This window comes from Phenylobacterium sp. 58.2.17, from assembly GCF_026411515.1.
GTDB lineage: Bacteria > Pseudomonadota > Alphaproteobacteria > Caulobacterales > Caulobacteraceae > Phenylobacterium.
This window is the reverse complement of sequence record NZ_JAPMTQ010000008.1, coordinates 89,424-112,207: the sequence shown is the minus strand read 5'-3', so window position 1 is coordinate 112,207 and position 22,784 is coordinate 89,424. Positions and strand designations below refer to the sequence as shown.

Annotated in this window: 17 protein-coding genes; 10 read left to right on the top strand and 7 right to left on the bottom strand. The window is 69.4% G+C overall.

What is annotated here, in order from left to right:
- Nucleotides 1–36 precede the first annotated feature (36 nt).
- Nucleotides 37–735: an SDR family NAD(P)-dependent oxidoreductase gene (locus OUA97_RS08310; RefSeq protein WP_267231381.1), complete on the top strand. Its 699-nt coding sequence runs from the start codon at nt 37–39 to the stop codon at nt 733–735.
- A 9-nt stretch (nt 736–744) separates the two neighbouring features.
- Here OUA97_RS08310 and OUA97_RS08305 read toward each other — a convergent pair whose 3' ends face one another.
- Nucleotides 745–2,070 carry a PQQ-dependent sugar dehydrogenase gene (locus OUA97_RS08305; RefSeq protein ID WP_267231380.1) on the bottom strand — a complete coding sequence of 442 codons (1,326 nt, stop codon included), beginning with the start codon at nt 2,068–2,070 and terminating at the stop codon, nt 745–747.
- A gap of 150 nt (nt 2,071–2,220) precedes the next feature.
- Between OUA97_RS08305 and OUA97_RS08300 the strand changes: the two genes are divergently transcribed.
- Entirely contained in the window at nt 2,221–3,804 is a 1,584-nt protein-coding gene (locus tag OUA97_RS08300) for a carboxylesterase/lipase family protein (protein ID WP_267231379.1), read from the top strand.
- A gap of 55 nt (nt 3,805–3,859) precedes the next feature.
- The gene (locus tag OUA97_RS08295; protein WP_267231378.1) at nt 3,860–4,879 is read left to right on the top strand and encodes a LacI family DNA-binding transcriptional regulator; all 1,020 of its coding nucleotides are present in this window, start codon (nt 3,860–3,862) and stop codon (nt 4,877–4,879) included.
- Here the strand turns inward: OUA97_RS08295 and OUA97_RS08290 are convergent.
- Nucleotides 4,876–5,907, bottom strand: coding sequence for a LacI family DNA-binding transcriptional regulator (locus OUA97_RS08290; RefSeq protein WP_267231377.1), 1,032 nt, complete (start codon nt 5,905–5,907; stop codon nt 4,876–4,878). The genes OUA97_RS08295 and OUA97_RS08290 overlap by 4 nt on opposite strands.
- A gap of 254 nt (nt 5,908–6,161) precedes the next feature.
- Here OUA97_RS08290 and OUA97_RS08285 point away from each other — a divergent pair, with 254 nt between their 5' ends.
- From OUA97_RS08285 to OUA97_RS08260, 6 genes are all read left to right on the top strand, one after another.
- Nucleotides 6,162–8,366: a TonB-dependent receptor gene (locus OUA97_RS08285; RefSeq protein ID WP_267231376.1), complete on the top strand. Its 2,205-nt coding sequence runs from the start codon at nt 6,162–6,164 to the stop codon at nt 8,364–8,366.
- A 71-nt stretch (nt 8,367–8,437) separates the two neighbouring features.
- Nucleotides 8,438–10,582, top strand: coding sequence for a TonB-dependent receptor (locus tag OUA97_RS08280; RefSeq protein ID WP_267231375.1), 2,145 nt, complete (start codon nt 8,438–8,440; stop codon nt 10,580–10,582).
- Between the two features lie 24 nt (nt 10,583–10,606).
- On the top strand, nt 10,607–11,413 hold the full coding sequence (locus tag OUA97_RS08275; RefSeq protein WP_267231374.1) for an acid phosphatase: 807 nt from the start codon (nt 10,607–10,609) through the stop codon (nt 11,411–11,413).
- Nucleotides 11,414–11,422: 9 nt separating this feature from the next.
- A complete protein-coding gene (gene glk, locus OUA97_RS08270; RefSeq protein ID WP_267231373.1) occupies nt 11,423–12,427 on the top strand; it encodes a glucokinase in 1,005 nt (334 codons plus the stop codon).
- 109 nt (nt 12,428–12,536) lie between these two features.
- The gene (locus OUA97_RS08265) at nt 12,537–14,498 is read left to right on the top strand and encodes a glycoside hydrolase family 3 protein (RefSeq protein WP_267231372.1); all 1,962 of its coding nucleotides are present in this window, start codon (nt 12,537–12,539) and stop codon (nt 14,496–14,498) included.
- Nucleotides 14,498–15,799, top strand: a complete 1,302-nt coding sequence (locus OUA97_RS08260) for a sugar MFS transporter (protein ID WP_267231371.1) — start codon at nt 14,498–14,500, stop codon at nt 15,797–15,799. The genes OUA97_RS08265 and OUA97_RS08260 overlap by 1 nt, the downstream gene beginning before the upstream one ends.
- On the opposite strand, the gene bioB is transcribed toward OUA97_RS08260, so the two are convergent.
- The 4 genes from bioB to OUA97_RS08240 are packed head-to-tail and all read right to left on the bottom strand — an operon-like array spanning nt 15,796 to nt 20,756.
- On the bottom strand, nt 15,796–16,812 hold the full coding sequence (gene bioB / locus OUA97_RS08255; protein WP_267231370.1) for a biotin synthase BioB: 1,017 nt from the start codon (nt 16,810–16,812) through the stop codon (nt 15,796–15,798). The two genes, OUA97_RS08260 and bioB, sit on opposite strands and share 4 nt — an antisense overlap.
- On the bottom strand, nt 16,809–17,210 hold the full coding sequence (locus tag OUA97_RS08250; RefSeq protein ID WP_267231369.1) for a MerR family transcriptional regulator: 402 nt from the start codon (nt 17,208–17,210) through the stop codon (nt 16,809–16,811). Before OUA97_RS08250 ends, bioB begins: the two co-directional genes overlap by 4 nt.
- Nucleotides 17,210–19,186, bottom strand: a complete 1,977-nt coding sequence (locus OUA97_RS08245) for an acetyl-CoA carboxylase biotin carboxylase subunit (RefSeq protein ID WP_267231368.1) — start codon at nt 19,184–19,186, stop codon at nt 17,210–17,212. Before OUA97_RS08245 ends, OUA97_RS08250 begins: the two co-directional genes overlap by 1 nt.
- 10 nt (nt 19,187–19,196) lie before the next feature.
- On the bottom strand, nt 19,197–20,756 hold the full coding sequence (locus tag OUA97_RS08240) for an acyl-CoA carboxylase subunit beta (protein ID WP_267231417.1): 1,560 nt from the start codon (nt 20,754–20,756) through the stop codon (nt 19,197–19,199).
- Nucleotides 20,757–20,902: 146 nt separating this feature from the next.
- Here OUA97_RS08240 and OUA97_RS08235 point away from each other — a divergent pair, with 146 nt between their 5' ends.
- Complete coding sequence (locus tag OUA97_RS08235) at nt 20,903–22,312, top strand: helix-turn-helix domain-containing protein (RefSeq protein ID WP_267231367.1); 1,410 nt, start codon at nt 20,903–20,905, stop codon at nt 22,310–22,312.
- Here the strand turns inward: OUA97_RS08235 and OUA97_RS08230 are convergent.
- On the bottom strand, nt 22,309–22,782 hold the full coding sequence (locus OUA97_RS08230) for a DUF411 domain-containing protein (protein ID WP_267231366.1): 474 nt from the start codon (nt 22,780–22,782) through the stop codon (nt 22,309–22,311). The genes OUA97_RS08235 and OUA97_RS08230 overlap by 4 nt on opposite strands.
- Nucleotides 22,783–22,784: the final 2 nt, after the last annotated feature.

Below are 22,784 nucleotides of genomic sequence, written 5' to 3'. Positions count from 1 at the left end.
ACACGGGGCCGGGTCGCAGCCTAGAGGAGCTACCCCATGACCGGACGCGTCTATGCAATCACGGGCGCGTTCGGCGTGCTGGGCTCGGCCGTGGCGCGCGCCGCCGCGGCCAAGGGCGCCCGCGTCGCCCTTATCGATTATGCGAAGATCCCGCCCGAAGGCCTGGGGGACGACTGCGGTCCCGACGGCATGATTTTGGGCGGGGTCGACCTCACCGACGCGGTGGCGGCCGGCGCGGCGATCGACGCCGTCGCCCGCCACTTCGGACGGCTGGACGCCCTGATCAACGTCGCCGGCGGCTTCCGCTGGGAGACGCTGGAAGCCGGGTCCTGGGAGACCTGGCACGAGCTGTTCCGGATGAACGTGCTGACCGCGACCAACGCGAGCCGCTCGGCCATTCCGCACCTGAAGCGCAGCGGCAGCGGCCGGATCGTCAATGTCGGCGCCAACGGAGCGGTCAAGGCCTCGACGGGCATGGGCGCCTACGCCGCCTCCAAGGCCGGGGTGCACAAGCTGACCGAGGCCCTGGCTGAGGAACTGAAGGCCGACGGGGTGACCGTCAACGCCGTGCTGCCCTCGATCATCGACACTCCGACCAACCGCGCCGACATGCCGAGCGCCGACTTCAGCGCCTGGGTCACGCCGGCCGACCTGGCCGCGGCGATCCTGTTCCTGGCCTCGGAGGAGTCGCGGGCGGTGACCGGCGCGCTGCTGCCGGTGACGGGACGGGTCTAGACCAAGGCTCTATCTGGCGGCGCCGGCGGGGGCGACCCGCCAGACCGCCTTGCCGACGTCGTCGGCGACGAGCAGGGCCCCGGTCTTGTCGACGGCGACGCCGACGGGCCGGCCCTGCGCCTGGTCCTTGGCGTCGAGGAAACCGGTCAGGAAGGCCTCGGGCGGGCCGCTGGGCTTGCCGCCGGCGAAGGGCACGAAGACCACTCGATAGCCGCTGACCGGCTTGCGGTTCCAAGAGCCGTGCTGACCGATGAACGCGCCGCCCTTGTAGCGGGCCGGGAAGGCGTCGGCGGTGTAGAAGGCCAGGCCCAGCGAGGCGGTGTGCGAGCCCAGCGCATAGTCGGGGACGATGGCCTTGGCGACCAGGTCGGGGCGCTGAGGCTTGACCCGCGCATCGACGTGCTGGCCGAAATAGCTGTAGGGCCAGCCGTAAAAGCCGCCGTCCTGCAGGCTGGTCATGTAGTCGGGAACCAGATCGTCGCCGAGCATGTCGCGTTCGTTCACCGCGGTCCAAGGCACGCCCGTGGTCGGCTCGAAATCCAGGCCGTTGGGGTTGCGCAGGCCCGAGGCGAACACCCGCGCAGGCCCAGCCGGCAGGGGGTAGACGATGACCGCGGCGCGATTGGTTTCGTTCTCCATGCCGTTCTCGCCGATGTTCGAGTTCGAACCGACGGTGGCGTAGAGCTTCGTGCCGTCCGGGCTGGCGACGACGTTCTTGGTCCAGTGGTGGTTGATCGGCCCGCCGGGCAGGTCGAACACCTTCTCGCCGACGCCGATGATCTGGGTTTGCCCGTCGGCATAGGGGAAGGCGACCACGGCGTCGTCGTTGGCGACATAGAGCTTGCCGCCGACGAGGGTCATGCCGAACGGGCGCTTGAGCCCCTCGGCGAATGTGGTGCGGACCTCGGCGACGCCGTCGCCGTCGCTGTCGCGCAGCAGGGTGATGCGGTTGGGGCTGGCCATGGTCGCGCCGGCCTTGTCCTGCAGGCGATTGGCGATCATGGCGGTGATCCCCTTGGCTTTGGACGGTTCGGAGGACGCCTCGGAAACCAGCACGTCGCCGTTGGGCAGAACCAGCAGCCAGCGCGGATGGGCGAGGTCGCCGGCGAACCGGGTGACGGTGAAGCCGGCCGGGGCGACCGGCGCGGCGCCGGCGGGCCAGCCGACCGCCTGGCGGGCGTTCAGGGTCGGGATCAGGCTGGACTTGGGCGGCGGCAGCTGCGGGGAGGCGCCAAAGCCGGCGAACGGATCCGTCGAACCCTGGCCGCAGGCGGTGAGGGCCAGGGCGATCAGCGGCGCGGCCACGCGGGTCGGGACGGACGTGAATGGGATCATGACGCAGGCCTTTGAATGAACGAGGATATTTGACCATCTGTCGGCGACTCGCGCCAGGGGCGGGGCGACAGGCGTTGACAACGTTATCAGGTGTCGCCAACCATGTGGCGAACAAGGACGCGGCCACGAAGGCGGCGAGGGGAGGACGACATGATCGGCAAGGCGGGCCTGCTGGGCGCGGCCATGGCGCTGGGACTGGCCAGCGCGGCCCAGGCGCAGGGCGGCGAGGTGGTGAAGGTCGAGAGCGGCCAACTGCAGGGCGTGGTGCAGGACGGGGTGCTGGCCTTCAAGGGCGTGCCGTTCGCGGCCCCGCCGGTGGGCGACCTGCGCTGGCGTCCGCCGCAGCCGGCGGCGAAGTGGAGCGGGATCCGCTCGGCCGCCGCCTATGGCCACGACTGCGCCCAGAAGCCGTTCCCCAGCGACGCCGCGCCCCTGGGAACCGAGCCGGCCGAGGATTGCCTGGTGCTGAACGTCTGGCGTCCGGCCGGGGCGCCGGCGAACGCCAAGCTGCCGGTGATGGTCTGGATCTATGGCGGCGGCTTCGTGAATGGCGGCTCCTCGCCGGAGGTCTATTCGGGCCACCAGTTCGCCAAGCAGGGCGTGGTGGTCGTCAGCTTCAACTACCGCGTCGGCCGTTTCGGGTTCTTCGCCCATCCGGCGCTCAGCAAGGAGAGCCCCGGCGGGCCGCTCGGCAACTACGGCTTCATGGACCAGATCGCGGCCCTCAAGTGGGTGCAGCGGAACATCGGCGCCTTCGGCGGAGACCCCGGGAATGTGACGATCTTCGGGGAGTCGGCGGGCGGGTTCTCGATCCACACCCTGATGACCACCCCGGCGGCCAAGGGGCTGTTCCACAAGGCGATCGTCGAGTCGGGCGGCGGGCGCGGCAACATCAATCCGGGCCGCCGGGTCAGCGGTCAGGCCCCGGGCGGGCCGCCCTCCGGCGAGCAGGTCGGCCTGGCGTTTGCGAAAAGCGTCGGGGTCGAGGGCGAGGACGCCTCGGCCCTGGCCGCGCTGCGCAAGCTGCCGGCCGAGACGATTGTCTCGGGCCTGAACATGATGACCATGTTCACCCCGACCTATGCCGGACCGATGGTCGACGGGCAGATCGTGATCGACGAGCCGGGCAAGATCTATGCGGCCGGCGGCGGGGCGGACGTGCCGCTGATCGTCGGGGCCAACAGCATGGACATCGGTTTCTCGATGGCCAAGTCGATGGACGAGGTGTTCGCGCCGTTCGGGGCCGAGCGCCGCGCAGCGGCGGAGGCCGCGTTCGATCCCGGCAAGAGCGGCGACGTGCGCAAGGTCGGGACCCTGGTCGCCAGCGACACCATGATGGTCGAGCCGGCCCGGTTCGTGGCCAAGGCCTGGGCCAGGGCCGGGCGCCCGGTCTACGCCTATCGCTTCAGCTATGTGGCCGACTCCATGCGCAAGGAGTGGCCCGGCGCGCCGCACGCCACCGAGATTCCGTATGTGTTCGACACCGTGAAGGCCAAGTACGGCGAGGCGCTGAGCGGCTCGGATGCGGCGATGGCGCAGCTGACCAGCGCCTACTGGGTCGCCTTCGCCAAGAGCGGCGATCCGAACGGGGCGGGGCGGCCGAACTGGCCGCGCTATGAGGCCAAGGGCGACCAGATCCTCGACTTCGCCAATGACGGGGCCAAGGCGGGCCCCGATCCCTGGAAGGCGCGGCTGGACCTGGTCGAGCAGGCTGCGGACGCCAGGAAGCCGTAGGGCGTTCCCCAGCGAGAATCCGCGTTATATCTGCGGGGATGAAGGACGCCGCAGCGTGACGACGATCAAGGACGTGGCTGCGCGCGCGGGACTGTCGGTGATGACCGTCTCGCGCGTGCTCAATGGCGAGCGTCACGTCAGCGCCCAGGCGCGCGAGAAGGTGCAGGCGGCGATCGAGGCGCTGGGCTACAGGCGCAACGTCTTCGCCCGCGGTCTGCCCGGCGCGCGCTCGTTCCTGATCTGCATGCTGATCCCGGAGATCATCCCGGACTACGTCGCCGAGTTTCAGCAGGGGGCGGTCGAGAAGTGCCGGTCGGCAGGCTACCATCTGGTGGTCCAGCCCTTCGACAGCCGAACGGGCATGGCCGCGCAGGCGGTGGCCGCCGCGGTCGCCTCGCTGCGGCCCGATGGGTTCCTACTGCTGCCGCCGGTCAGCGACGACCTGGCGGCGCTCGACATGCTCGACAAGGCCGGCGTGCCCTACGGCCGCCTGGCGCCCAGCGTGGCGCCCGAGCGCGGCGCGTGCGTAGCGATCGACGAGGTCGAGGCGGCGCGCGCGATGACCGCCGCCCTGTTCGACCTGGGCCATCGCCGCATCGGCTTCATCGGGGGACCGCCCAACCACGGCGCCTCCGCCTGGAGGCTGGAGGGCTATCTTCGGGCGATGTCCGAGCGCGGCCTGACGCCTGAGCCGGGGTTGGTGCAGGACGGCGACTTCATGTTCGAGGGCGGGGAGGCGGCGGGGGCCCGGCTGCTCGACCTGACGCCGCCGCCCAGTGCGATCTTCGCGGGCAACGACGACATGGCGCTAGGCGTCATGGCCGTGGCCCAGCGTCGGGGCGTGTCGCTGCCGCGAGACCTGTCGGTCGTGGGCTTCGACGGCGGCGAAAGCGCCGACCTGGTCTGGCCGCAGCTGACCACGGTGCGCCAGCCGGTGCGGGAGATGGCGGCGACGGCTGCTGCGGCGGTGATCGCCATGGTCGAAGCCGGCGAGCGGGTCGCCAGTTTGCAGCAACTGGACTTCGCCCTGCTGATGCGCGCCTCCAGCGCGCCGCGGGCCGAGGTACGCGACTAGGAAGAGGGAGCGCGACCGCCCGGCGCGGCCGTTGAGCCGCGGACGCGGATTTCGAAAGGCAGCTGCCGCGCCGGATCGGCCAGCGCCTCGCCGTCGGCCAGGGCGATCAGCATGTCGGCGGCGGCCTCGCACATGACGTCGACCGGCTGGCGGACCGTGGTCAGCGGGGGCGAGGAGAGGCGCGCGATACGGGTATCGTCGAAGCCCGCGATGGAAATGTCGCTCGGGGCCGAGAGGCCGAGTTCACGGGCCGCGGCCAGCACGCCCAAGGCCGTCTTGTCGTTGGCGGCGAACACCGCGGTCGGGCGCCCGGAGCCGCCGAGCAGGGCGTGGCCGGCCGACACGCCGCTCTCGAACGTGAAATAGCCCTGGACCTTGTGCGCGGCCGCAACCGGGAGCCCGGCTGCGGCCATCGCCCGCTCGAACCCCTGCAGGCGCAGGTGCGAGGCGCCGTGGTCGGGATGGCCCAGCACGAAGCCGATCTCGCGGTGGCCCAGGCCGATCAGGTGCTGGGTCAGGGCCAAGGCGGCGGCCTCGTCGTCGATGAACACGCAGGGGCCCTGGTCGCGATCTGCGGTGGGCGCGATCCGCACATGGGCCACGCCCAGCCGATCGAGCACCGCCAGCGCCGCCGGGTCGTCCGAGATCGGCGGGGTGGCGATCACCCCGTCAAGGCGCAGGCTGGAGATGACCTGTTCGATCTGCCGGGCGACATCGCCGCGCGAGTCGATCGGCTCGACGGCCAGATGGTAGCCGGCCTCACGGCAGCGGAGCAGGGCGCCGATCTCGGCCTCGGTGACGTAGCTGTAGTTGGGATTGTCGTAGAGGAAGCCGATCAGCCGCGAACGGCCGCCGATCAGGCCGCGGGCGGCGATGTTGGGCTGGTAGTCGAGCGCCGCGGCCGCCGCCAGCACGCGCTCGCGGACCTCCTGGCGGACATGGGGCTCGCCGTTAAGCACCCGCGACACGGTCTTGAAGGACACCTCGGCCCTGGAGGCGACGTCTTTGATCGTCGGTTGCCGGGACAAGCCAATCTCCACCCGAGCGGAGAGGAAGCTCTCGCGTGCTTTGCCCGCGGCGGCAAGTGCCGGCCGCATGAACCCTTGCCGGCGGCCGCAATGCCCGGTTGTCGAGCATCTCGTCCGGGGGTTGTCGATAACGTTGTCAGATTCGATTTGACAACGTTATCTGAACGCGCACACCTTCACCTTGCCCGCGTCGCATCGCCGTCACGGGACATCAGGATGGCCGGACTTCGATACCGGCCACGGAGGGGGAAACGATGAAGACCAGGACGCTTCTGGCCGTGAGCGCGGCTGCCCAGACGCTGCTGATCGCGGGCGCTGCGCATGCGCAATCGAATGTCGAGATCGAGGAGGTGGTGGTCACCGCCGAGCGCCGCGAGGAGACCGCGCAGCGGACGCCGTTGGCGATCACCGCGCTGTCGGCCGACCAGCTGACCAAGCAGGGCGTGCGGACGGTCACCGACCTGACCAACATCGTGCCCGGCGTCCAAATCGGGTCGACCGGCGGCTCTGTCGAGATCGCGGTGCGCGGCATCGGCAGCACCAACAACACCGAGGTCGGCGATCCGGCCGTGGCGTTCAACATCGACGGCGTCTACATGGCGCGGCCGCGATCGGCGGCGGGGCTGTTCTTCGACCTCGACCGGACCGAGGTGCTTCGCGGGCCGCAAGGCACGCTGTACGGCCGCAACGCCACCGCCGGCAGCATCAATGTCATCACCAAGAAGCCGACCGCCGAGTACGAGGCCGAAGGGCAGCTCGAGCTCGGCAACTTCTCGCTCGTGCGGGCCAGCGGGGCGGTGAACCTGCCGTTCTCCGAGCAGGTCGCCGTGCGCGCGGCGTTCCAGTCCTCGAAGCGCGACGGCTACACTTCGAACGCGCCGAGCGGCGAATATAACGACGAGGACGCCACCGCCGTGCGCCTGCACGTGCTGCTGCAGCCGACCGACGACATCTCGGTGCTGATCAGCGGCGACTACTTCCGCAATGACTATGCCGGCACGGCCAACGCACCGCTCGGCCAATACACCGGGCCGGGGGATCCCTACACCTATCCGATCTCGGTTCCTGGCAGCAGCAACCAGCAGAACTACGGCGTCACGCTGCAGGCGGACTGGAACCTGCCGTTCGCGACCCTGACCTATCTGGGCGCGATCCGGAACGACATCGTCCACACCCTGGCCGGCTCGGGGCGCAACTATCCGTACGGGACGCCGCGTCCCGCCAACCGCTGCGAGCCGACCCTCAACCTCGGCTGCAACACGATCTACTTCGACTCCAAGGAGCGCCAGGAAACCCATGAGCTGCGGCTGGGCAGCTCGGAGGGCGCCTTCAAATGGGTCGCGGGCCTCTACTATTTCGAGGAGCGGAACAACGTTTTCGCCAATGTCTTCCCGGCGGTGGCGTTCATCCAGCCGAACACCTACGCCGACTCCAAGGCCGCGTTCTTCCAAGGCACCTACAGCTTCACCGAGCGACTGCGGGGCACGGCCGGCCTGCGCTACACGCGCGACCACAAGGGCCGCACCGGCGGGACCTATGTCGGGCTCAACAACAATGGCGGCTGCATGCTGCCCGGGGGGATGAACCGGCCCTTCTTCGACGCGCCGCCGCCCGGATGCCTGCTCTATGGGAACGTCGCCGACTTCAGCTGGGAATCCACCGACTACAAGCTGGGCGTCGAATACGACCTGACCCCGACCTCGCTGCTCTTCGCCTCGACCTCGACCGGCTACAAGGCCGGCGGCTACGGTGACGGCCTGCCGCCGCTGAACAACAAGTACGAGCCCGAGCAACTGACCGCCTACGAGGTCGGCGCCAAGAACCGGTTCCTCGACAACCGCGCCCAGCTCAACGTGTCGGCCTTCTACTACGACTACCAGGACTTCCAGGTGACCGGGACCGGCGTCGTCGCCGGCCAGCCTTCGGCGGTGACCGTCAACGCCCCAAAGGCGACGCTCTACGGGGCCGAGCTGGAAGGCACCTTCCTGATGACGGCGAACGACCGGATCGACGCCTCGCTCGCCTATCTGCACGCCGAGTACGAGGACTTCACGCTGGTCAACGGCGACGCCTTCTCGCCGGGCTTTGCCGACTATTCGGGCCTGACGCTGGCCAAGTCGCCGGAGTGGACCTTCAACCTCGGCTACCAGCACAGCTGGGACTTCGCCAACGACGGGCGGCTGACGGTGCGGGTCCAGACCCACTACGAGAGCAGCAAGAACCTCGACTACCACAACTTCGCGGTCACCGATCAGGACGCCTACACCAAGACCGACCTGATGGTGACCTACGACGCGCCCGGCGGAGCCTGGAGCCTGATGGCCTACGGCCGCAATCTCGAGGACGAAGCGGTCCTGGTCCAGGCCGCGCCCGACGCCCAGAACGCCAATCGCCACGGCGGCTCGGGCGCCTACGCCCCGCCGCGCCTCTACGGCGTGCAACTGACGGCCAGGTTCTAGGCCCGGCCACCTCAAGGAAAACAGACGGCCGGGGCCATGAAGCCCCGGCCGCACATCAGGGAAAAACGAGAATGACCAAGCTCATGTGGCTGGCCGGGGCCGCCGCCCTGGCGATGGCCGGAACCGCGCATGCCCAATCGGACGTCCAGGTCGAGGAGGTGGTGGTCACCGCCCAGAAGCGGGAAGGGACCGTCCAGGCGACCCCGCTGGCGGTCAGCGCCATCAGCGGCGACGTGCTGCAGCAGCAGAACGTCGTCGACGCCGGCGACCTGACCGGCAAGGTGCCGAACCTGAACATCGGCCAGGCCGGCAACGAGGTGATCATCAGCATCCGCGGGGTCAGCTCGGCCGGCGTGGTGCCGCAGCGCGACCCGTCGGTGGCCTTCCACCTGGACGGCGTCTACCTGCCGCGGCCGTCGGGGGCGAACTCGGTGTTCTACGACCTGGAGCGGGTGGAGGTGCTGCGCGGGCCGCAGGGCACGCTGTGGGGCCGCAACGCCACGGCCGGCAGCCTGAACATCATCACCCGCAAGCCGGTGATGAACACCGGCCAGGCGGCGGGCGAGATCCTGGTCGGCGACTACGGCCGCTTCACCGCCCAGGGCATGTACAACTTCCCGATCCTCGACGACACGCTGGCCGCTCGGGCCGCCTTCATCGTCAACCGCCGCGACGGCTACCAGGAGAACGTCACGCCGGGGATGCCGGACCTGGCCGACGCCCAGGAGGAGGCCGGCCGCGTCCACCTGCTGTTCACGCCGGGCGAGCGGCTGCGGCTGCTGCTGTCGGCCGACTACTATCACGCGGGCGGGGCCGGGACCGGCAGCGTCCTGATCGGCAACGGCCCGGTCAGCTACATCGCCTCGGGCCGCAGCGCGCCCTATCGGGCCGAGACCAACACCCCGGGCCACATCAACAACAAGATCTGGGGCGTGGCGGCCGAAGCGACCTATTCGCTGGACATGCTCGACATCGTCTCGGTGACCGCCTACCGGGCCGACGACCAGAACGTCACCAGCGACACCGACGGCACTGCGACCGGCACGCAGACGACGTTCTACTACAACAAAAACAAGACGTTCTCGCAGGAACTTCGCTTGGCCTCGTCGGGCGAGGGGGCGCTGAAGTACATCCTCGGCGCCTTCTACATCAAGGAAACCAACGACGATAACCTGTTCCAGTACACCAACCTGGCGCGCACCGCGGGCGTGATCCTGCAGCGGCCGGAGCGGTTCGCCGAATCCTGGGCGGTGTTCGGCCAGGCGGACTACGACATCACCGACAGCCTGACGATCTTCGCCGGGGTCCGCTACTCGGAGGACCGCAAGGGCAACCCGGTCGGGCTGACGCGGCCGATCGGGACCAACCTCAACACCTTCCGACCCGACGCCGGGTCCTGGGCCAAGACCACCTGGCGGCTGGGCGCCGACTGGGAGATCACCCCCGACAACATGGTCTATGGCAGCGTCTCGACCGGCTACAAGGCGGGCGGCTTCTCCAGCAACCGCAACTTCGGTCCCGAGACCCTGACCGCCTACGAGATCGGTTCGAAGAACTACTTCTTCGACCGCCGTCTGCTCGCGAACCTCTCGGCCTTCTACTACGACTACAAGGACCTGCAGGTGGTTTCGGTCGCGCCGGACGAGAACGGGGTGGTGCGGGCCCTGACCACCAACGCCGGGGTCTCGACGGTCTGGGGGATCGAGTTCGAAGGTCGCGCCCGGATCACCGAGGCGCTCAGCATCGACGGCTCGCTGGGTTATCTCGACGCCAAGTTCGACCGCTATGTCGGCGCCATCGACCCGCTGTACGGCACGGTGCAGGACCTGTCGGGCAACACCCTGCCGCGGGCGCCGCGCTGGAACGGCAACATCGGCGTGGCCTATGCGATCCCTCTGGCCTCGGGCCAACTGACCGCCCGGATCAGCACCCGCTACCAGTCGAAGGTCTACTTCACCGAGTTCAACAACATCCCGATCGTGACTGGCGGGGCGACCATCTTCCCGTACCGGATCGCGTCCCAGGACGACTACACGACCACCGACATCAGTCTGCGTTACGACGACGACCGCGGCTGGTACGCCGAAGCCTTCGCCGACAACCTTGAAGACGAGGCTGTCCTGCTGTCGGTCAGCACCGACTCCGCGCGCAACTTCTTCGGCAGCTACGGCGCGCCGCGGACCGTCGGCGTCAAGGCCGGCTTCAAGTTCAACTGATCCTCCTGTCTTGAGAGAACCACGATGAAGCACAAGCGCAGGCCCATGCGCGCCGGGCTGGTCGCCGCCGGGATTTCGATCCTGGCCGGCGCCGCCCTGGCGGGCTCCGAGCCGGTCAAGTTTCCGACCCTGCCCAAGGGCTACCTGCCGCCGGGGAGCCTGGACGCCGCCCGGGTGGTGCCGCCGGCCCCGAGCGACGGCGATCCGCGCGACCAGGTGGATCGGCAGGTGTTCCAGTCCACCCGCGCCTTGAAGGACAGCGAGCGCTGGAAACTGGCGACCCGCGACGTCGACATGATGCCGAGCGGGATGATGAGCGCCTTCTCGTGCGCGGTCGGGGTGAAGATGACCCCGCAGAACGCACCGAAGCTCAACGCTGTGATGCTGCGGGTGCTGGGCGACTCGATGGTCGCCAACGAGAGCGCCAAGCACCACTTCAAGCGGCTGCGGCCGTTCCAGGTGGCGCAGGGCGAGATCTGCCAGCCGACGGCCCAGGTCGCCGGCAGTTTCGACTATCCCTCCGGACATACGGTGTGGGGCTGGTCCTGGGCGCTGGTGCTGGCCGAACTGGCGCCGGACCGCGCCACCGAGATCCTCAGTCGCGGCCGCGCCTACGGCCAGAGCCGGGCGGTCTGCGGCGCGCACAACGCCAGCGCCGTCGAGGCCGGCGGCATGGTGGCCGCGGCGACCAACGCCACGCTGCACGGCTCGGCCGAGTTCCGCGCCGACATGGACGCCGCGCGGGCCGAGCTCGCCAGCCTGCGCCAAAGCGGCGAGAAGCCGCCGGCCTGCGAGGCGGAAGCTGCGCTGATCGCCCAGTCGGCCTACTGACGGGGCGCCATGCGGAGAGATGCGAGTTTCGCCCTGGTGGGCGATGTCGGGGGCACCAATGCGCGGTTCGCCGTCGCCGATCTGCAGGGCGCGCGCCCGTCGATCGTCCTGACCGGCGCGGTGCTGTGCAAGGACCACGAGAGCCTGGCCGCGGCGGCCGACGCGTTCCTGGCCTCGGCGGGCCTGGCGGCGCTGCCGGCGACGGCCACCATCGCGGTGGCCGGGCCGGTGGCGGACGGGGCAGCGCGGCTGACCAATGCGCCGTGGGACGCCTCGGAGGCCGAGCTCATGAAGTTGGGCTTCACGCGAGCGCGGCTGGTCAACGACTTCGAGGCGCTGGCGACCGGCGTCGCCGATCTGGCCCCCGAGGACAGCGTAGCCATCGGGCCGCAGGTGGAGGGCCTGACCTGCGCGCCGGTGGTGATCGCGGGGGCGGGGACCGGCTTTGGCTTGGCGGCCCTGGTCTGGCGCGCCGAGGGGCCGGCCCAGGTGCTGGCCAGCGAAGGCGGGCACGCGGCCTTCGCCCCGACCGACGAACTGGAGATCGAGGTCCTGCGGGCGCTCGCCCGTCGTCATGGCCGGGTGTCGATCGAGCGGCTGCTGTCAGGTCCCGGGCTGCAGGCGCTGCACGCCGTATTGGCGCAGATCGAGGGCGCGCCCCTGCCTCAGGCGCTGTCGTCCGAGGAGGTGGTGGCGCGGGCCTGCACGGGCGTCGATCGCCAGTGCGTGGCGGCTGTGGAGCTGTTCTGCGCGGTGTTCGGCTCGGTTTGCGGCGACGCGGCCCTGACCCTGGGCGCGCGGGGAGGGGTGTACCTGGCCGGCGGGCTGATGCAGGGCGTCGAGCGGTTCCTGACGGGCGGCGCGTTCCGCGCCCGGTTCGAGGCCAAGGGGCGGTTGTCGGGGTTCGTCGAGTCGGTCCCGACGCGGTTGGTGGTGCAGCCGCACGTCGCCCTGCTGGGCGCGGCCAGGACGGCACGACGGCTGTCGCCGCAAGCATTTCAAATGAGCGATTGACAACGTTATCAGCTGCGTGTGTCTTGGCCTCGCGCCAACCCGCGCAGCACTGGCGGGTCCCGGATGCCCCCGGGGCCCGCCGCACTTTGCGCGGTTGGGAGAAGAACAAATGACGGGGAAGAGCGCGATGAGGGGCTGGACCTGCCTGATGCTGGGCCTGGCGGTCGCCGGGCCGGCGCTGGCCGAGGCGCAACCGCAACTGGGCGCGCGCACTGCGCCGCGGTTGTCGGTCGACGGCCTGGCCTTCAAGGACCTGAACCGCAACGGCAAGTTGGACCCCTACGAGGACTGGCGGCTGAGCGCCCAGGCGCGGGCGGCCGACCTCACCGGGCGTATGACGCTCGAGGAAAAGGCCGGGACCATGATGCATGGCACCCTGCCGGCGCCGGGCAACGCCTTCGGCTCGGGCGAGCGCTATGACCTGGCGGGGGCGGGGAGCCTGATCGCCGACAAGCGAGTGTCGAGCTTCATCACCCGGCTGGCCGGATCGGGCGCGGTGATCGCCGAGGAGAACAACAAGGTCCAGGCTCTGGCTGAGCAGAGCCGCCTGGGGGTGCCGGTCACCATCAGCACCGATCCGCGCAATCACTTCCAGCACACCGCCGGGGCAGGCGTCGCCTCGGGCGGCTTTTCGCAATGGCCCGAGAGCCTAGGCTTTGCGGCTATCGGCGATGCGGCGCTGATGCGCCGGTTCGGCGAGGTGGCGCGGGCTGAGTATCGGGCCGCCGGCATCCATGTGGCGCTGTCGCCCCAGGCGGACCTGGCCACCGAGCCGCGTTGGTCGCGGATCACCGGCACCTTCGGCGAGGACGCCGATCTCGCCTCGCGCATGGTCCAGGCGTATGTCGCCGGCTTCCAGGCCGGCGAGGGCGGGCTGAACAAGGACAGCGTCGTCGCGGTGGTCAAGCACTGGGTCGGCTACGGCGCGGCCAAGGACGGCTGGGACAGCCACAGCCCCTATGGCCGCTATGCGACCTTTCCCGGCGGGAATTTCGCCTATCACGTCAAGCCCTTCGAGGGCGCCTTCGCGGCCAAGGCGGCGGGCGTCATGCCGACCTATTCGATCCTCGAGAACCTCAGTCTCGACGGCAAGCCGGTCGAGCAGGTGGGCGCCGGTTTCAACAAGTTCCTGCTCACCGACCTGCTGCGCGAGACCTACCGCTTCCAGGGGGTGATCGTCTCGGACTGGGCGATCACCAATGATTGCCCGGCCGCTTGCCAGGGCGGCTGGAAGCCCGGCGAGCCGCCGGTCATCGGCATGCCCTGGGGCGTCGACGACCTCAGCGAGACCCAACGCTTCGCCAAGGCGCTCGACGCCGGCGTCGACCAGTTCGGCGGCACCGAGAACAGCGACCTGGTGGTGAACATCGTCAAGGCCGGCCAGGCCAGCGAGGCGCGTCTGGACCAGTCGGTGCAGCGCATCCTGGTTCAGAAGTTCGAGCAGGGCCTGTTCGAGAACCCCTATGTCGACCCGGCCGAGGCCGGGCGGCTGGTCGGGTCGGCGGCGTTCCAGGCCGAGGGCCGCGCCGCCCAGAGCCGTTCGTTGGTGTTCCTGGAACGCCGGGCGCAGAACCTGCCGCTGAAGGCCGGTTCGAAGGTCTATCTGAAGGGCGTGGACGCCGCCGCCGCCCAGGCCGCCGGCCTGGTGGTGGTCGATGCGCCGGAGAAGGCCGATGTGGCCATCGTGCGCGCCGGCACGCCGCACCAGCTGCTGCACCCGGGCTATCTGTTCGGGCTGATGCAGCACGAGGGCGATCTCGACTTCAAGGACGGCGAGGCTGAGTACGAGGCGATCAAGGCGATCACCGCCAAGGTCCCGACAGTGGTCAGCGTCTTCCTCGACCGACCGGCGGTGCTGACCGGTCTGAAGGACCGCGCGGCGGTGCTGATCGGCGACTTCGGGGTCAGCGACGGCGCGCTGCTTGACGTGCTGACCGGCAAGGCCAAGGCTGAAGGGCGGCTGCCGTTCGAGCTCCCGTCCTCCATGGCCGCGGTCAAGGCGCAGGCGAGCGACAAACCCTATGACAGCGCCGATCCGCTCTACCGGTTCGGCTATCGGCTGGAGCCCTGATGATGGTTGGCGGTGGAAGCAGTCAGGCGGCGTCGTCGCCGGCGACGGCGGCAGGCGCGGGCGCGGCGGCCGGTAGGGTGGCGGCCCTGGTGGTGTCGCTGTTCTTCGCCTGGGGGTTCGCGACCGTCCTGATCGACACCCTGATCCCCAAGCTGAAGGGGCTGTTCCAGCTGAACTACGCCGAGGCGATGCTGACCCAGTTCGCCTTCTTCCTCGGCTATCTGGTGTTTTCCATCCCGGCCTCGATGATCCTGGCGAGGATCGGCTACTTCCGACAGATCGTGCTGGGCCTGGGGGTGATGGCGACGGGCTGCCTGATGTTCGCGCCGGCCGCCCAGCTGGGGATCTATCCGGCCTTCCTGCTGGCGCTGTTCGTGATGGCGGCGGGGATCACCACCCTGCAGGTGGCGGCCAATCCGCTGATCGCGCTGCTGGGCAAGCCGGAGCTGGCCCATTCGCGGCTGAACCTGGCGCAGGCGTTCAACTCGCTGGGCACCACGGTCGGTCCGCTGGTCGGGGCGGCGCTGATCCTGAAGGGTGGGGTCGAGCATCCCGACGCGGCCAGCCTGACCCCGCAGGCGCTGGAGGTCTACCGCCAGGCCGAGGCGCATGCGGTCCAGGCGCCGTTCCTGGGCATCGCCGCGGTGCTGGTGGTGCTGGCCCTGGTGTTCTGGTTCCTGCGCCGGTCGCCGGCCGCGCCGTCGGCGGCGGTCGAGGGCGGCGGCGGCTTCAAGCCGGCGCTGCTGAAGCGGCCGCGGCTGGCGCTCGGGGCGCTGTCGATCTTCCTCTATGTCGGGGCCGAGGTGTCGATCGGCTCGCTGCTGGTCAACTATCTGATGGACGGCAAGACGCTGGGCGTGGTCGCGGCGACCGCCGGCCAACTGGTGGCGCTCTACTGGGGCGGGGCGATGGTCGGGCGGTTCATCGGCTCGGCCCTGATGCGCAAGGTCCCGGCGGGGCTGGTGCTGATGGCCTGCGCGATCGGGGCGAGCCTGCTGGCCTGCCTGTCGGCGGGCACGGTTGGGCTGGTCTCGGCGGCGGCGGTGCTGGCCATCGGCCTGTGCAACTCGGTGATGTTCCCGACCATCTTCACCCTCGGCATCGAGGGGCTGGGCAAGGATACGCCGCAGGGCTCGGGCCTGCTGTGCCTGGCCATCGTCGGCGGGGCGGTGGTGCCGGTGGCCACCGGCATGGTCGCCGACCATGCCGGCCTGAGCGTGGCGCTGCTGGCGCCGGCGCTCTGCTACGTCTGGATCGCGGTCTACGGCTTCCTCTGCCGCAGGCCGCCGGCCGCGGTCTAGGCCATGCCCAAGACGTCGGCCTCGGAGAGGTCGACGCGCTGGCGCGGCTCGCCCATGGTCATCGGCCGCAGGCCGAGGTCGGCCATCAGCGCGGCGTCGGTATCCTTGTCGGGGTTGGCGGTGGTGAGCAGCTTGCCGCCGATGAACATCGAGTTGGCGCCGGCCAGGAAGCAGAGCGCCTGGAGTTCTCTGGACATGTGCTCGCGGCCGGCGGAGAGCCGCACCACGGTCTTGGGGCAGACGATGCGGGCGACGGCGATCATCCGCACGAACTCCAGCGGGTCGACCGCCTCGGAATCGCCCAGCGGCGTGCCGGGGATCGGCATCAGGTCGTTGATCGGCAGCGAGTTCGGATGCTCAGGCAGGGTGGCCAGGGCATGCAGCAGGCCGGCGCGGTCGGCGCGGGTCTCACCCATGCCGACGATGCCGCCGCAGCAGGTCGACATGCCGACCGAGCGCACCGCTTCGAGGGTGTCGAGCCGGTCCTGGTAGGTGCGGGTGGTGACCACCTGGTCGTAATAGGCCGGGCCTGTGTCGAGGTTGTGGTTGTAGTAGTCGAGGCCGGCGTCCTTCAGCGACTGGGCCTGGTCGCGGGTCAGCATGCCCAGGGTGGCGCAGGTCTCCAGCCCGAGCGCCTTCACGCCCGAGATCATCGCCGCCACCTTCGGCACGTCGCGGTCCTTCAGGTCGCGCCAGGCCGCGCCCATGCAGAAGCGCTGGGCCCCGCCGGCCTTGGCCTCCATCGCCGCGGCGATCACCGTCGTGGCGTCCATCAGCTTGCCGGCCTTCACGCCGGTGTCGAAGTGCTGGCTCTGGCTGCAATAGCCGCAGTTCTCGGCGCAGCCGCCGGTCTTGATGCTGAGCAGCTGCGACAGCTGCACCTCGCTCGGATCGAACCAGGCCCGGTGCACGGCCGCGGCCTGGAACACCAGCTCCATGAACGGCAGCTCGAACAGCGCCTCGACTTCCGCCGGCGTCCAGTCGTGACGCGGCTCTGCGGGATCGAACCTCATGCCCGCAGCTCCAGCGGCCAGGGGGAGGCCTTTCGATGCACGAGCAGGGCGCTGAGCGCGGCCTCGGCCTCGCGGCGTTCCTGGTCCAGCACCTTCAGGCGCTCGGCCAGGCGCGAGACGGCGTAGTCGATATGGGCGCTGCGGTCGCCGCCGGCGTCCTGGCGGCTAAGGATGGCGGCGATGTCGTCGAGCGACAGGCCCGCGCGTCGGAACTCGGCGATGGCGGCTAGTCGCGAGAGCGCGTCTTCGTCGTAGCGGCGGCGGTTGAGCTGGTCGCGGCCGGCGCGCACCAGGCCCAGCTCTTCATAATAGCGGATCGCCCGGGCCGTCAGGTCGAGACGGCGCATGACTTCGCCGAGCGGGATGCACGCGGCGTCGCTGGGGGATTTCATTTGCATCACGCGAACTCCACGAGGACTTCGTCGGCGGCGACGGAGTCGCCGGCCTTGGGACCGACGGTCTTGACCACGCCCTCGCGCTCGGCCCGGATGATGTTCTGCATCTTCATGGCTTCGACGACGGCGACGGCCTGACCGGCCTGGACCGACTGGCCCGGTTCGACGTCGAGGCTGACGACGAGGCCGGGCATCGGCGAGAGGATCAGCTTGGAGGTGTCGGCCGCCTGCTTGGGCGGCAGCTTCTGGTGCAGCTCGGCCGAACGCGGGGTCAGCACCAGCACGTGGACGAGGGCCGCGCGGTGGCGGACCATGAAGCCCTCGGCCGCCGGCTTGACGCTGGCGGTGAACGGGCGGCCATCCAGCTTGGCCTTGAACAGCGGCTGGCCCGGGCGCCAGTTGATCTCGGTGAGCTGGACGGTGCGGCCGTCCTCGAAGGTGATGCTGACGTGATCGCCGCCGTTGGCGACGCGGACCTTGCGATGGTCCTGGCCGGCGACCACCACCCATTCGTCGCGCACCAGCTGGGGCGCGGAGCGGGCGGTCAGGCGCCGGTGCATGGCGCAGGCCGTCGCGGCCATCAGGTCGCGCTGCGCAGGCGTCGGCTCGGTCCCGTGGAAGCCGTCGGGAAACTCGTCCTTGATGTAGTTGGTCGAGAGCTTGCCGGAGACGAAGCGCTCCTGGTCCATGACCGCCGCCAGGAACGGGATGTTTTGACCCAGGCCCTCGATGTGGAAGTCCTCGAGCGCGCGGCCCATGGCGGCGATGGCACCGGCGCGGTCGGGCCCCCAGGTGGAGAGCTTGGAGATCATCGGGTCGTAGAACATCGAGATCTCATCGCCTTCACGCACGCCCGCGTCGTTGCGGACCTTGGCGGCGCCGGCCTCGCCCTCCTGCGGCGGCGAGTAGCGGACGAGGCGGCCGATCGACGGCAGGAAGCCGCGATAGGGATCCTCGGCGTAGATGCGGCTCTCGATGGCCCAGCCGTTGATGGCCAGGTCCGACTGCTGGAAGGCGAGCTTTTCGCCGTAGGCGACGCGGATCATCTGCTCGACCAGGTCGACGCCGGTGATCAGCTCGGTGACCGGGTGCTCGACCTGCAGGCGGGTGTTCATCTCCAGGAAGAAGAAGCTCTTGTCCTGGCCGGCGACGAACTCGACGGTGCCGGCGCTGTCGTAGTTCACAGCCTGGGCCAGGGCGACGGCCTGGGCGCCCATGGCCGCGCGGGTGGCTTCGTCGAGCAGCGGGGAGGGGGCCTCCTCGATGACCTTCTGGTTGCGGCGCTGGATCGAGCATTCGCGCTCGAACAGGTGGACGACATTGCCGTGCTTGTCGCCGAGCACCTGGATCTCGATGTGGCGCGGGCTCTCGATGAACTTCTCGATGAAGATCCGGTCGTCGCCGAAGCTGGCCTTGGCCTCGGCGCGGACGGCGGGGAAGCCTTCTTCGACGTCCTTCTCGTTCCAGGCGACGCGGATGCCTTTGCCGCCGCCGCCGGCGCTGGCCTTGATCATCACCGGATAGCCGATGTCGGCGGCGATCTTCAGGGCGTGGGCGACGTCGTCGATCTCGCCGACGTGGCCCGGCACGGTGGAGACGCCGGCCTTGGCGGCGAACTTCTTGCTCTCGATCTTGTCGCCCATGGCCTCGATGGCCTTGGGGTTGGGACCGATGAAGACGATGCCCTCGTCGGCCAGGCGCTTGGCGAAGCCGGCGTTCTCGGAGAGGAAGCCGAAGCCGGGATGCACGGCCTGGGCGCCGGTGGCGCGGCAGGCGGCGACGATCTTGTCGGCGACGAGGTAGCTCTCAGCGGCGGGCGAGCCGCCGATGAACACGCTCTCGTCGGCCATCTCGACGGCCATCGAGTCGGCGTCGGCCTCGGAGTAGACGACGACCGTGGCGATACCCATCCGGCGGCAGGTCTTGATGATGCGAACCGCGATCTCGCCGCGGTTGGCGATCAGGATTTTCGTGAACATAAAGCGCGACCTACAGCGGGATGTTGTCGTGTTTTTTCCAGGGGTTGGCGAGTTGCTTGCCCCTGAGGTTCTTGAGCGCGCCGGCGATGCGCCGGCGTGTGGAGTGGGGCATGATGACATCGTCGATGTAGCCGCGGGAAGCGGCGACGAACGGATTGGCGAAGCGCTCCTTGTACTCGGCCTCTCTGGCGGCGATGGCCTCGGGGTCGCCGATCTCGGAGCGGAAGATGATCTCGACTGCGCCCTTGGAGCCCATCACCGCGATCTCGGCCGAGGGCCAGGCGTAGTTGAGGTCGCCGCGGATGTGCTTGGAGCTCATCACGTCATAGGCCCCGCCATAGGCCTTGCGGGTGATCAGGGTGACCTTGGGCACGGTGGCCTCGGCGTAGGCGAACAGCAGCTTGGCCCCGTGGCGGATCAGCCCGCCCTGCTCCTGTTTGGTGCCGGGCATGAAGCCGGGCACGTCGACGAAGGTGACCAGCGGTATCTCGAAGGCGTCGCAGAAGCGCACGAAGCGGGCGGCCTTGCGCGAGGAGTCGATGTCGAGCACCCCGGCCAGCACCTGCGGCTGGTTGGCGACGATGCCGACGGTGGCCTCCTCGATGCGGCCGAAGCCGCAGATGATGTTCTTGGCGAACTCCGGGCTGATCTCGAAGAAGTCGGCCTCGTCGACGACTTTGAGGATCAGCTCCTTCATGTCGTAGGGCTTGTTCGGATTGGCCGGCACCAGGCTGTCGAGCGAGGGCTCCAGCCGGTCGGGCGCATCGAAGCTCTCGCGCACCGGCGGCTTCTGGCGGTTGGAGAGCGGCAGGAAGTCGACCAGCCGGCGCACCTGGGTCAGCGCCTCCAGGTCGTTCTCGAACGCCCCGTCGGCGACCCCCGACTTGATGGCGTGCACCCGGTAGCCGCCGAGCTCCTCGTGGGTGACCTCCTCGTGGGTGACGGTCTTCACCACGTCCGGACCGGTCACGTACATGTAGGAGGTGTCCTTCACCATGAAGATGAAGTCGGTGATCGCCGGCGAATAGACGTCGCCGCCGGCGCAGGGGCCCATGATCACGCTGATCTGCGGGATCACCCCCGAGGCCAGGGTGTTCTGTAGGAAGATGTCGGCATAGCCGGCCAGGCCGTCGACCCCCTCCTGGATGCGCGCCCCGCCGGCGTCGAACAGGCCGATGATCGGGGCTCCGACCTTCAGCGCCTGCTCCTGCACCTTGACGATCTTGCGGGCGTGGGCGTTCGACAGGCTGCCGCCGAACACCGTGAAGTCCTTGGAGAACACGAACACCAGCCGGCCGTTGATCTTGCCCCAGCCGGTCACCACCCCGTCGCCCGGCACCCGGTTGTCGGCCATCCCGAAGTCCACCGCCCGGTGCTCGACGAACATGTCGAACTCTTCGAACGAGCCCTCGTCCAGCAGCAGCTCGAGCCGCTCGCGCGCCGTCAACTTGCCCTTGCCGTGCTGGCTCGCGATACGCCGCTCGCCACCGCCCAGACGCGCCTCCCCACGGCGCTTCTCAAGCTCTTCAAGGATGTGCTTGGCGCCCGTCGGCGCGAGGTTGCGGACGATGGAATTCACGGGCCTGGCCTTGCGTCTGGCGCGCCATCGAAAGCAGGCGCGGACCTGCGATAGGCGCCGGGACAGGTGACGTCATGTGAATAGAGGCGCTATTGTGAAAAACACGCTTCACAAATTTACATTCTGCGAAGTTGCAAATGTCGCAAAAGTTGTTCGTCGGACCGAAGGTGCGCCGCCTGCGCGAGGGGCGGGGCTGGAAGCTGGAGCCTTGCGCGGCAAGGCTTGGCGTCTCGGTCAGCTATCTCTCGCAGATCGAGGCCAACCAGCGCCCAGTAACCGCGCGGGTGCTGATCTCGATGATGCGAGTGTTCGATGTGGACGCCGCTTCGCTCGACGCCGACGACGATCAGCGAATGATCGCCGACCTGCGCGAGGCGACGGCGGAATCGGCCGCCGAAGCCCCGGCGCCGTCGCTGGCGGAGCTGAAGCTGGTGGTGACCAACGCGCCGAGCTTCGCACGGCACTACCTGGATCTGCACCGGGCGCACCGGCGGGCCGGCGAGCGGCTGAGCGCTACCGACGAGGCTCTTGCCTTGGACGAGACGGTCGCGGCCAGCGCGCAGCTGCCCTACGAGGAGGTGCGCGACTATTTCCATTACAAGAACAACTACATCCATGCGCTGGATGTGGCGGCCGAGCAGTTGCACGGTCGGTGCGGCCTAGCCCCGGAAATCCCGCTGGAGAGCGCGCTGGAGGCCTATCTGCGCGACAAGCTGCAGGTCGTCGTGCGGCGGGTGGCCGAGGGCGACCTGATGCGCCGCTTTGATCCGGAGAGGCGGGAGCTGACGCTGAACATGGCTCAGCCGGCCGAGACGCGGACCTTCCAGATGGCCTGCCATGTGGTCGCCGCCGAACTGGGCGAGATCATCGAGGCCGAGCTGGAGGCTTCCGAGCTGCGCAGCCCCGCGGCGGTCGACATCTGCCGGATCAGCCTGACCAACTACGCGGCCGGCGCCCTGGTCCTGCCCTACGAGGCGTTCCGGCAGGCGGCGCAGGAGCTGCGGCACGACATCGACGCCCTGACCCTGCGCTTCCAGTCCAGCTTCGAGCAGACCTGCCACCGCTTGAGCACCCTTCAGCGGCCCAGCGCGCGCGGGGTGCCGTTCTACTTCGTGCGGGTCGATCCGGCCGGCAACATCACCAAGCGCCACAGCGCCACCCGGTTCCAGTTCGCGCGGTTCGGCGGGACCTGTCCGCTGTGGAACGTGCACGAGGCGTTCGGGCGCGATGGGCGCATCCTGACCCAGGTGGCCGAGATGCCGGACGGCGCGCGCTATCTGTGCCTGGCCTGGAGCGTGCTGAAGCGGTCGGGCGGCCACGGGACGCCGGACCGCCGCTACGCCCTGGGGCTGGGCTGCGAGGTCGAGTACGCCGACGCCATCGTCTATTCCGACGGCGTCGACCTGAAGGGGCCGCCGGCGCGGATCGGGGTCAGCTGCCGTATCTGCGAGCGCGATGACTGCCTGCAACGGGCGTTTCCGCCGGTGGACCGCAGTTTCCGCGTCTCGCGCACCGAGCGCTCGATCGTGCCGTTCTCGCTCAGCTAGCCGTGGCGGGCGAAGACCCGCGTCTTTCCGGATCGGTCGAGCAGCAGCAGCGTGGCGTAGGCCTCAGTCTGGCCGCTGGGGCTCTCCATGCCCGGCGAGCCGATCGGCATGCCCGGCACGGTGAGGCCAAGCGCCTTGGGGCGTTCCTTGAGCAGCCGCAGGACGTCGGCGGGCGGCACGTGGCCCTCGACGACATAGCCGCCGATCACGCCGGTGTGGCAGGACGACAGTTCGAAGGGCACGCCCTGCTTGTCGCGGATCGGGGCGAGATCCTCGACCTCGTGCACCGTCGGTTTGAAACCGGCCTTGGCCATGTGGCTGATCCAGCCCTTGCAGCAGCCGCACCACGGCGTCTTGTAGACCACCAGATCGAGCGGCGGGGCGGCCTGGGCGCAGCCAGCCGTCAGCAGCAGGGCGGACGCCCCCAACAGCAGGCGCCGCCGATCGGGGGCGGGGTTCGACGAACTCATCA

Excerpts from the sequence above, each read along its gene's own strand:
- OUA97_RS08310 (WP_267231381.1), top strand. The coding sequence starts at position 37 with ATGACCGGACGCGTCTATGCAATCACGGGCGCGTTCGGCGTGCTGGGC.
- OUA97_RS08305 (WP_267231380.1), bottom strand. The coding sequence starts at position 2,070 with ATGATCCCATTCACGTCCGTCCCGACCCGCGTGGCCGCGCCGCTGATC.
- OUA97_RS08300 (WP_267231379.1), top strand. The coding sequence starts at position 2,221 with ATGATCGGCAAGGCGGGCCTGCTGGGCGCGGCCATGGCGCTGGGACTG.
- OUA97_RS08285 (WP_267231376.1), top strand. The coding sequence starts at position 6,162 with ATGAAGACCAGGACGCTTCTGGCCGTGAGCGCGGCTGCCCAGACGCTG.
- OUA97_RS08280 (WP_267231375.1), top strand. The coding sequence starts at position 8,438 with ATGACCAAGCTCATGTGGCTGGCCGGGGCCGCCGCCCTGGCGATGGCC.
- OUA97_RS08275 (WP_267231374.1), top strand. The coding sequence starts at position 10,607 with ATGAAGCACAAGCGCAGGCCCATGCGCGCCGGGCTGGTCGCCGCCGGG.
- glk (WP_267231373.1), top strand. The coding sequence starts at position 11,423 with ATGCGGAGAGATGCGAGTTTCGCCCTGGTGGGCGATGTCGGGGGCACC.
- OUA97_RS08265 (WP_267231372.1), top strand. The coding sequence starts at position 12,537 with ATGACGGGGAAGAGCGCGATGAGGGGCTGGACCTGCCTGATGCTGGGC.
- OUA97_RS08260 (WP_267231371.1), top strand. The coding sequence starts at position 14,498 with ATGATGGTTGGCGGTGGAAGCAGTCAGGCGGCGTCGTCGCCGGCGACG.
- bioB (WP_267231370.1), bottom strand. The coding sequence starts at position 16,812 with ATGAGGTTCGATCCCGCAGAGCCGCGTCACGACTGGACGCCGGCGGAA.
- OUA97_RS08250 (WP_267231369.1), bottom strand. The coding sequence starts at position 17,210 with ATGCAAATGAAATCCCCCAGCGACGCCGCGTGCATCCCGCTCGGCGAA.
- OUA97_RS08245 (WP_267231368.1), bottom strand. The coding sequence starts at position 19,186 with ATGTTCACGAAAATCCTGATCGCCAACCGCGGCGAGATCGCGGTTCGC.
- OUA97_RS08235 (WP_267231367.1), top strand. The coding sequence starts at position 20,903 with ATGTCGCAAAAGTTGTTCGTCGGACCGAAGGTGCGCCGCCTGCGCGAG.
- OUA97_RS08230 (WP_267231366.1), bottom strand. The coding sequence starts at position 22,782 with ATGAGTTCGTCGAACCCCGCCCCCGATCGGCGGCGCCTGCTGTTGGGG.